This window comes from Sporolactobacillus shoreicorticis (assembly GCF_024125445.1).
Lineage (GTDB): Bacteria > Bacillota > Bacilli > Bacillales > Sporolactobacillaceae > Sporolactobacillus > Sporolactobacillus shoreicorticis.
The window spans coordinates 1-778 of the sequence record NZ_JAMXWM010000093.1 but is presented as its reverse complement, the minus strand read 5'-3'; the positions used below and the strand labels follow the sequence as shown (position 1 = coordinate 778).

1 protein-coding gene and 1 pseudogene are annotated in these 778 nt (G+C 47.4%); both read left to right on the top strand.

Annotation, left to right across the window (positions count from 1 at the left end; translation table 11 throughout):
- Positions 1-446: hypothetical protein (locus NIE88_RS22120; RefSeq protein WP_253065715.1), on the top strand; the 446-nt coding region annotated here is incomplete at its 5' end.
- 3 nt (positions 447-449) lie between these two features.
- Positions 450-778, top strand: a pseudogene (locus tag NIE88_RS22115) (hypothetical protein); the annotation flags it as partial.

Sequence of the window (778 nt, the reverse complement as noted above, 5' to 3'; positions counted from 1 at the left end):
GACATGGCTTTTATGTTCCGGTAGAGCTTATTGAAAGTGCTCTACCGGGGGCAGGAGAACTGACGCCGGCAGAACGGCGAAAAGAATTACTGGCTAGGCCCTTTCAGTATGAGAGGGACCTGGCTTTTTTTGTTGTACAAATTGGTATGCCGCGTGCTGAATTTGACCAGCTGACGGAAAAAGAAAAGCTGTTTATTCGTAAGGAACATGAAAATAAATTCTTGTTTGACGTGGCCTGGATCCGGAATGCCGTTTTAAACGCGGAAGCAAATGTCAATCGCAAAAAAGGCAAGAAGTTCCAAGAACTTTTCCCGAAAAAACCGGTTAAAGCGGACAAGGATTACAACGAGCAGGCTATGAAGACGATTACGGCGATCGAACAGAAAAAAGGCAAGTCATGGGTGGACAAGGTTTACCGAGCGAATGGGGCAAAGAAGGGAGGGTGAGTGATGGCGGACTATGTTTTGAGTGCGAAAATCACGGGTGATGCCAGCGGGTTTACAAAAGCCTTTCAGGGCGCGAATCAAGCGCTGGAAGAGCTGTCGGCTAAAACAAAAGCGGTCGGTGCAAAAGTACAGGATTTTGGTAAAGGAATGACCGACATCGGCAAGGGCATGACTACACGCTTCACAGCCCCGATTGTCGGCGGTATTACTTATGCGGTTAAATCCTTTGCCGATTTAGAGCAAGCCGTAGGCGGTGTGGAAACGCTATTTAAAAACTCAGCAAAAACGGTTATCGCCAATTCAGATACAGCATTTAAACGTGCGGGCGTATC